The sequence below is a fragment of the Nitratireductor sp. GZWM139 genome (genome assembly GCF_030068685.1).
GTDB classification, from domain to species: domain Bacteria; phylum Pseudomonadota; class Alphaproteobacteria; order Rhizobiales; family Rhizobiaceae; genus Nitratireductor; species Nitratireductor aquimarinus.
The window spans coordinates 1-9140 of record NZ_JAMQML010000031.1 but is presented as its reverse complement, the minus strand read 5'-3'; the positions used below and the strand labels follow the sequence as shown (position 1 = coordinate 9140).

6 protein-coding genes and 1 pseudogene are annotated in these 9140 nt (G+C 52.7%); all 7 read left to right on the top strand.

Annotated features, from left to right (window positions below; translation table 11 throughout):
* Nucleotides 1-256 precede the first annotated feature (256 nt).
* A pseudogene (locus tag NDI72_RS21470) lies at nt 257-414 on the top strand (transposase domain-containing protein); the annotation flags it as partial.
* Between the two features lie 449 nt (nt 415-863).
* Complete coding sequence (locus NDI72_RS21465) at nt 864-2444, top strand: ABC transporter substrate-binding protein (RefSeq protein ID WP_283801733.1); 1581 nt, start codon at nt 864-866, stop codon at nt 2442-2444.
* A 7-nt stretch (nt 2445-2451) separates the two neighbouring features.
* The gene (locus NDI72_RS21460) at nt 2452-3393 is read left to right on the top strand and encodes an ABC transporter permease (protein WP_283801732.1); all 942 of its coding nucleotides are present in this window, start codon (nt 2452-2454) and stop codon (nt 3391-3393) included.
* A gap of 19 nt (nt 3394-3412) precedes the next feature.
* Nucleotides 3413-4300: an ABC transporter permease gene (locus NDI72_RS21455; RefSeq protein WP_283801731.1), complete on the top strand. Its 888-nt coding sequence runs from the start codon at nt 3413-3415 to the stop codon at nt 4298-4300.
* Nucleotides 4297-5979 carry an ABC transporter ATP-binding protein gene (locus tag NDI72_RS21450; protein WP_283801730.1) on the top strand — a complete coding sequence of 561 codons (1683 nt, stop codon included), beginning with the start codon at nt 4297-4299 and terminating at the stop codon, nt 5977-5979. The genes NDI72_RS21455 and NDI72_RS21450 overlap by 4 nt, the downstream gene beginning before the upstream one ends.
* Nucleotides 5979-7418, top strand: coding sequence for an amidohydrolase family protein (locus tag NDI72_RS21445; RefSeq protein WP_283801729.1), 1440 nt, complete (start codon nt 5979-5981; stop codon nt 7416-7418). The genes NDI72_RS21450 and NDI72_RS21445 overlap by 1 nt, the downstream gene beginning before the upstream one ends.
* A 217-nt stretch (nt 7419-7635) precedes the next feature.
* On the top strand, nt 7636-9072 hold the full coding sequence (locus NDI72_RS21440) for an amidohydrolase family protein (protein WP_283801728.1): 1437 nt from the start codon (nt 7636-7638) through the stop codon (nt 9070-9072).
* The last annotated feature ends 68 nt before the right edge of the window (nt 9073-9140 follow it).

The window sequence follows — 9140 nt, the reverse complement described above, 5'->3', positions numbered from 1 at the left end:
GGGATACACCTTAGCTGACTGTCCGATTTTCCGGGACCACTTCATCCTGTCGAGATTGCGGGTGTGGTCCCTGCTCCAACGGCCCCCACTTCGGTCACCCGTTCGACAGGTTGCGTCACTGCGCAGCGCGTCGACATCACCTTGTCGGATGGCCGACGGATACTGGTGGAGGGTCCGACCGCGTTGTCGGCGATCGTGGCGCTGGTCGAGGGACTGGCGCAATGATCCCGGTGCCCAGCAACACGCGGGTGTGGCTGGCGGTCGGCGTGACGGATACACGCTCATCGAGACCGCCAAGATGAACGATGTCGACCCCGAAGCATGGCTGACATGGGTCCTCCAGCGCCTGCCCGATTACAGATCAACCGCATCGACGAACTCATGCCCTGGAACTGGCAGGCCGAAAACGACTGAAACCGCATCAGCACCGGACGGATACCTTGCCGAGAAGAAGTGTTTTGTTCAATGCCACTCTACATGATGCCTGCAAAGGGGCTTTGCCTGCCTGCTGCGCCAGACCGGCGCGAGTGAAAAAGCCGAGCGACAACCGTCACGCAGCTATCATTTTCTGAGTTTTATGACGATATAACAATACGTTGAATGCAGTCTCCGGGTGTAAGGATGGCACTTCGACACCATCTGGAAAATTCTGGTTGACACATCCCAATCCGCCATGCGAACGTTCTGTATATGAATATCCGTTCTCTACCTAGGATGTTTTTTGTGTTGCCGCGCAAGTGAGGATACGCAGTCGCAACGCCGTCCACAGGGTCATGGCAAGGTGAGATGACAGATTTCATATGCAGAATGTGACGCGATCAACAATCAACCGAGTGTTGAGGATAGTCTGGAAAGGGGACCAAATGACCAATGTAGAACGTCGGAGGAACTTCAGTCTGTTAGCCGGGGCGAGTATTGCTGCCCTCTTGCTTGGAACCGCCGCAGGAGCGCAAACCCTGACGATCGCAATGGAAAGCCGTCTCGGCGCCCTCGATCCGACCATAAGCACGTCGCATCAGTCGCGCAACCATGGCTACAAGATATATGATACCCTGATTGCCATCGACGCAGATGGCAATGTCAGACCGCAGATGGCCGAATGGTCGACATCTGAAGACGGAAAGACCTATACCTTTTTACTGCGCGAAGGGCTGATCTGGCATGACGGGGAGCCTGTGACTGCAGAAGATGCTGTTGCATCCATCGAGCGGTGGGGGCGGGCCGACCGGATGGGGCGCGCGCTCATGCAGCAGGTTGAAGAAATCCGTATTAACGCTCAGAACGAGTTCGTTGTCGAGCTGAAAAGCGCATCCGACCTGATCCTCACGGCTTTCGCCAAGCCCAGTGGTCTACCTCTTTTCGTCGTGCCCAAGCGAGTCGCAGAGTTGGAGCCGGGCGAGCCGATTGATGACTACACCGGTTCGGGTCCCTTCCGCTTTATTGCCAGTGAATTCGAACCTGGCGCGCGGGTGGTCTACGAGAGGTTCGATGGATACCTTCCGCGCGATGAGCCCGCGAGCGGGCTTGCCGGTGGCAAGGTCGCTAACGTTGAGCGTATCGAGCGCATCGAGATGCCGGATGAGCTGACCAAGGTGAACGCTCTGCTTGCCGGCGAGATCGATTTCCTTGAAGCTATTCCGTATGACCTGCTGCGGATGGTCGAAGGCAATAATGGTGTGCGGGTCGAGGTACTCGATCCGGTGGGGTATCAGAACCTCTACCGCTTCAATCAGTTGCACCCGCCTTTTGACAACAGGCTGGTGCGTCGGGCTGCGATGTACGCTGTAGACCAGGTATCCACCCTGCAGGCACAGATCGGCGAACCAGACTATTATCAGATTTGCCCCTCATTGTTCGGGTGCGGCCTGACATATGAGTTCGATGCACACGCGGACGTGATTATCAATTCGGACATTGATCGCGCTCGGGAATTGCTCGAGGAAGCGGGATACAATGACGAACTGGTCGTGCTTCTTCACGCGACTGATATTCCAACTCTCAATGCCACGCCGATTGTCATGGCCCAGCAGTTGCGCGCAGCAGGGTTCAACGTGAATGTGCAGTCGACCGACTTCATGACGATGCTCTCACGTCGCTCGAGCCAGGCACCAGCAGACGAGGGGGGGTGGAGTATCTTTGTCACCGGTTGGCACACGTCCGAGATTCAAGACCCTGCGCGCAGCGTGACCGTGACTGCCAATGGGCTTGAAGCCTGGGCAGGCTGGCCGGATATCCCGGAAATAACCGAGGCGAACGAAGCGTATCTTGCGGCTGGCACCGAGGGTGAACGACGCGAGATCGCTCAACGGATTCATGAGCGTGTGCTCGAGGAGGGCGCTTCTGTTCCTCTTGGACAGTTCACCAGGCCCACCGGGGTGCGTTCCAACGTAAGCGGAACTGTTTCTGCGCCGGTACCAGTCTTCTGGAACATCTCTAAGGAATAAGGCGCCTATGCATCGTTATATCCTTCAGCGTATCATCACAACCATCCCCGTAATGGGGGTGGTTGCCCTTATTGTCTTCTTCCTCATGCGCCTTTCTGTTGGCGACCCCGCATTGATTATGGCGGGTGATGGAGCGACCGAAGCTCAACTCGAGGAGATGCGAAAGCAGATGGGTATTGATAGCCCAATTCCAGTTCAATTTCTGAATTGGCTCGGTCAAATGCTCAGCGGGAATTTCGGCATTTCTTTGCATTCGCGAGTGCCGGTTACTGAGGTGATTGCAAGTAGGGTTGGCCCCTCACTGTCACTTAGTATCCTGACCATATTATTCTCGGTTTCAGTTGCAATTCCGATTGGACTTCTCGCTGCTTGGTCGCACGGCTCTGTTCTCGATCGACTGGTAATGAGTTTTTCTGTATTGGGGTTTTCGACGCCGGTTTTCGTTATAGCCTATGCACTAGTCTTCACCTTTTCAGTCAAGGCCGGATGGTTCCCGATCCAGGGCTACCGACCACTTGCAAATGGCATAGGGCCATGGTTCACGAGCTTGGTGCTTCCAATGCTTTCCCTCGCCACTGTCAACATCGCACTCGTCGCGAGAATTACAAGATCGAGTATTCTTGAAGTTCTCGGAGAAGAATATATTCGAACTGCGCGTTCAAAAGGACTGCGGGAAAGTCGTGTCTTTTTGCGGCATGCGCTCCGAAATGCAGCTGTCCCGATCGTGACCATCGTCGGAATCGGAGCTGCATTTCTTATGAGCGGTGTTGTTGTCACTGAGTCCGTGTTCAATATCCCCGGGCTTGGAAGGTTGGTTCTGGAAGCAGTGCTTGCACGAGATTATCCCCTGATCCAGGCGCTTATACTGCTCTTCTCGGCTATCTATATCTTCATCAACCTTGTCGTTGACATACTATACACCGTCTTCGACCCGCGCATCCGATACTAAGTGTCAGGAGCCAATAAAGATGGTTACCAAAACTCTCGACCAATCAGCACAGGATGCGCCTGCAAAGGTTTCTATCCTTCAGAGCATTCGAACCCTGCTGAACAATTGGCCCGTGTCCATTGCTGCAATCATCATGCTGTCCATGTTCGTGATGGCTCTAGCTGCTCCCTTTCTTGCAACATCCGACCCTCTTGCGATAAATCCCGCAGTCCGTTTGGGCACTATCAGTTCCGAACACTATTTCGGCACGGATTCACTCGGACGGGATGTTTTTTCTCGTGTAATATATGGCGCACGGACATCGCTTGTCGTCGGATTTGTTGCGGCGATTGCATCGGTCCTGCTGGGCTTGCTGATCGGAGTGATAGCTGGTTATTTCCGAATGGCCGACGTGATAATCATGCGCGTCATGGATGGAATAATGTCGATTCCATCTATTGTGCTCGCTGTCGCGCTGGTGTCGCTTGCAGGCGCAAGCCTCACAGCGGTTCTGGTGGCCATCATCGTGCCGGAGTTTCCGCGCGTTGTACGCTTGGTGCGAGGGGTGATCCTCAATCTGAGAACTGAGCCATATGTCGAGGCTGCCATTTCCTTAGGGACTCCGCTGCCCAAGTTGCTCGTCCGACATATGATCCCCAACACATTGGCTCCGCTGATTGTTCAGGGTTCCTTCATTCTTGCCTCTGCAATGTTGACCGAATCAATTTTGAGCTTTCTGGGGGTTGGACTACCTCCTGAAATTCCATCCTGGGGCAATATTATGGCAGAAGGTCGCAGATATTTTCAGATACTGCCCGGTCTCATCTTCTTCCCGGGAGTCTTCCTCGCCTTGACGGTATTGTCGATAAACCTAATAGGTGATGCGCTTCGTGACACTCTCGATCCAAAAATGGTGCGACGGCTATGACTTTGAACCCAGTACTCGAGATCGAGAATCTCACTGTAAACGTAGCAAACACAAGGAATGATGTCGTTAAAAATGCCAGCTTTCAGATTAAGGCTGGCGAGACGGTGTGTATTGTTGGGGAATCCGGCTCCGGTAAGTCTGTATCATCGCTCGCCGTCATGGGACTTCTTCCCAAGGGTGCGCTTCGTGCAAAAGGCAAGATCCTTCTGGATGGCGAAAACATTTTGCAGGCCCGGCCGGAAAGACTGCGTCAATTACGTGCATCCTCTATGTCCATGGTATTTCAAGAGCCCATGACAGCGCTAAACCCTGTCGAAAGGGTGGGCGATCAAATCGAAGAGGTTCTTCGGATTCATGGAGTGAGCGGACGACAAACCCGAAAGAATAGGGTCCTTGAAATGATGCGGGCAGTTCATCTGCCTGATCCGAAAACCTTGTACAATGCCTACCCGCATCAACTATCAGGTGGGCAACGCCAGCGTGTAGTCATTTGTATGGCGTTGATACTTCGTCCACGGCTGCTAATCGCTGACGAGCCGACAACGGCTCTGGACGTGACAACCCAGAAGCAGATCTTGTCTCTGATGAAAGAACTTCAAGAAAATCTTGAAACTGCCGTTCTTTTCATAACGCACGACTTCGGTGTGGTTTCGGAAATCGCCGACCGCATCGTCGTTATGAACCGTGGAGAAGTCGTCGAGACAGGAACGCGTAAAGAGATCCTGTCGAACCCACAAAACTCCTATACACGAATGCTTCTGTCTTCGGTTCCTGGACTTGTCCCAAGTGACCGGACACGCACTTTCGGTGCCCCGACCCTAAGAGTAACCGATCTGCAGAAGACCTACAGCGACACACGGTTATTCGGCGCAAAAAGAACAATCAACGCGGTCAAGAATGCCAGTCTTTCGCTTCGTCAGGGCGAAGTTGTCGGTGTCGTGGGGGAGTCAGGCTCCGGGAAATCCACACTTGCCCGCTGTATTGTAAGGCTAATTGATCCAACGTCTGGTCGGATTCAACTCGGAAATGACGATATTGCGGACCTTTCACAGCGGGCAATGCGACCTATCCGCAGTCGCATTCAGATTGTATTCCAGGATCCTTATCGCTCGCTTAACGGCCGTCTTCCGGTGGGAGAGTCCATTTGCGAAGGGTTGCGTAATTTCGGCTGGAGCAGAAGCGATGCAAACGCTCGAGCCGTCGAACTCCTTGAACTTGTCGGATTGGACCCAGAATCGATGAAACGTTATCCGCACCAGTTTTCTGGCGGACAGCGGCAGCGGATCGCAATCGCTCGAGCACTGGCGCTTGAACCAGATGTCATCATAGCCGACGAGGCGGTTTCAGCTCTCGATGTTTCAGTGCAGAAGCAAGTTCTGGATCTTTTAGAGAGCATTCGAGTCGCAAAGCACATCGGGATGCTCTTCGTTACGCATGATCTCCGGGTCGCGGCCCAGATTTGTGACACGATTCTGGTCATGCAGCACGGTAATGTTGTAGAGGCAGGCGAGACCTATAAGGTTCTTCAGGACCCACAGGAAGAATATACCCGAATGCTACTTGCATCGGCGCCGGGCAGGGATTGGGACTTCCGAAATTTTCGCCCCTTATCTCGAGACGCGCACAATCTCGACAAATCCGGGGGGAATACATCAGCAAGATTCGGAGCAAGGAACTGATGATCACCTGTATCAGAAGCTGTGCGTGGGCGATTTGCTGGAGTGAGTCACAGAACCGGCATTTTTACAGAAACAACGTAGATCTGGTCTTTTCCGGCGATACGATCCTGTATGTGGGAACGGACTATACCGGGCGCGTAGATGTCGAAATCGACGGGAGGCAGATCATGGCAATGCCTGGGCTAGTTAATGTCCATACTCACCCGTCCATGGAACCAAGCTACAAGGGTATTCGCGAGGAGCATGGTGTTGCCGAGCATTACATGAGCGGACTGTATGAGCGGTGTGCCGTATTCATGCCGGATGAACACGGTCAAAGGGCCGGCGCGGAACTCGCGTACTCGGAACTTTTGTTGAGTGGGGTGACAAGTGTCGCGGACCTTTCAATAGCATATGACGGATGGAAAAATCTTGCCGAGAAAAGCGGCTTGCGCGTCTGGATGGCACCATTTTTTGCATCTGCTAAATGGTATGTGGACAATCGTCATGAGGTCAAATTCCACTGGGATGAGGCCGCAGGATGGCGTGGGCTGGAAGACGCAGTCAAGCTGATCGATGATATTGAATCAAGCGAACTGCTGACCGGGATGTTTTACCCGGCACAGATTGATACATGCTCGGAGGAATTGTTACGCGCAGCCAAGGCCGCCGCTGACGCGCGTGGCTTGGTGATGACAACGCATATCGCTCAAAGCGTTATGGAATTCAATATCATGGTCCAGCGGCATGGAAAAACTCCGATTCAGTGGGCAAACGATATTGGTATTCTGGGATCAAATTGCCTTCTTGGTCATGCAATATTCATCGACGAGCATTCATGGCTTCATTGGCATACGCGCCGCGATCTCGAAGTGTTGTCCGAAACCGGATCTGCGATTGCACATTGTCCGAATGTTTTTTCGCGGTATGGGCAAACTCTTGAAGACTTCGGCAAGTATAGACGTGCAGGTGTCAAGATCGGTATTGGAACAGACACCAATCCCCACAACATGATCGAAGAGATGCGTTGTGCGGCGATATGCGCCCGAATTGCCGCAGAGAATATTTTCACAACGACGACAGAAGATGTTTTCAATGCCGCGACCATCGGCGGGGCGTCGGCCCTTGGGCGCCGAGACCTGGGGCGCCTGGCCCCGAAATGCAAGGCCGACATCGTATTGCTGGACCTAGAACATCCCGCGATGAGGCCAATACGTGATCCGATGCGCAGTTTGGTCTATGCCGCTTCTGACAGGGCGGTTCTCGACGTTTATGTTGGTGGCCGTCAGGTCGTAGCAAATCGAAAGGTGCTCACACTTGACATGCACGACGCCTGCGAACGCCTTGAAAAATCGCAGCATCGTATGATCGCAGAGGTCCCAAAACTTGATTACGCCGGCCGAAATGTTGATGAAATCGCTCCAATGAGCTTTTCTCGAAATATTTCATCAACGATCTGAGTTCAGGGAGAAATCCGGGTGTGACGTTGGATATCTTGAAAACCCTCCGGAAGAAACGCCGGAGGACGCGTGCAAGTGTCTTGTAGTGAGGCAATTCCTTCAATCGGCAAGCACTCAAAAGAGCCAAATGTGAACGAGAATATGATCAGCTTTGTTGAGTTCTGGCGACGGTGTCAAGTGGTCTGATCATCGACAAGATAGCAAGAAGGAGAAGAAAATGACTCGCAAGCTTATCAAGGCCGGACATATCATTGCCCACCAAGATGATGGTCACAAATATCTTCGCAATGGCGTGATAATGGTCGAGGATGACAAGATCGCTTTTGTGGGGAAAGAATTTGATGGTGAGGTCGACGAGACGATCGATTCTCCCGATACTATCGTGACCCCGGGCTTCATAAACACTCACGCCCACTTGACCGAGTCACCGCTCGACCGGTCTTTTGTAGAGGACCGAGGCCCGCGCCAATTCTATCTCTCGGGGCTTTTCGAATACCTAACGGCCCGCGATGGAGCGATAACTGACGATGCGAGACGTGCGTGTGCAGCGTTTTCTATTCCTGAACTGATTCGAAGCGGCACAACTACAATTATGGAAATAGGCGGGCATGGAGATTTTGTAGTTGAACAGGCAGGTAAGTGCGGACTTCGAGCTTATGTCGGAGAAGGATATAAATCAGGCCGCTGGCTGACAAATAATGGTCGAACGGTGGACTATGAATGGTTCGACGACGACGGCGAGGCAGCTTTTCAGCGTGCAGTAGATTTCATCAACAGGGTCGAAGGAAAGCAGAATGATCGAATTCGTGGTTTTCTGACGCCGCTTCAAGTGGATACCGTTTCCAAGAAGATGTTACAGAAGTCGTGTGCCGTTGCTAGCGAAATGAATGTCCCGTTGGCGCTCCATACGTCACAATCAGTTGTAGAGTTCCAGGAAATGACTCGGCGCCACGGGTGCACTCCAATAGAGTGGCTTGAGCGCATCGGGTTTCTTGGTCCCAACGTCATTCTTGGGCATGCCATTTTGCCTGGAGGATCCAGTTGGACAAATTATCCGTCTAACGATATTCAGATTTTGGCAGATACTGCGACAAATGTTGCACATGCGGTCTGGGTTTTTGCGCGCCGTGGTATTGCCATGGAAAGCTATTCACGTTATCTGGCAGCCGGTGTCAACATGACCTTGGCAACCGACACTTGTCCGCAGAGCATGCTTGAGGCGCTTCGGTGGACTGCTGTTGTAAGCAAGATTATAGATCGACAGACCGAAGTCGCTACGGCTGCTGATGTATTCAATTCAGCCACACTTGCGGGTGCCAAAGCGCTGAACCGCGATGACCTGGGCAGAATTTCAGTTGGTGCAAAAGCCGACATGCTGTTCTGGAAGGGTTCGAGCCTTTCCATGACACCTTTGAGGGATCCAATTCGGAATATCGTGTACTCTGCACAGTCCGAGGATTTGCATTCTACCATGATTGATGGTGAATGGGTGATGCGGGATCGAGAGGTGAAAGGGTTCAGTGTCCCTGAATTGACTGCTCAGGTACAGAGAGGAGCAGAATATATGTGGGAGAACATGCACCATCAGGATTGGGGCCAGCGTGATATTAACACACTATCTCCTGAGAGCTTTCCACGTTTCAGGGCAAATTGAATGTATCATAAGCACTTGATGTGTCAACGGCGGAGTAAAAGTCGGCCATTGGGCGGCGCAAAAGTAGT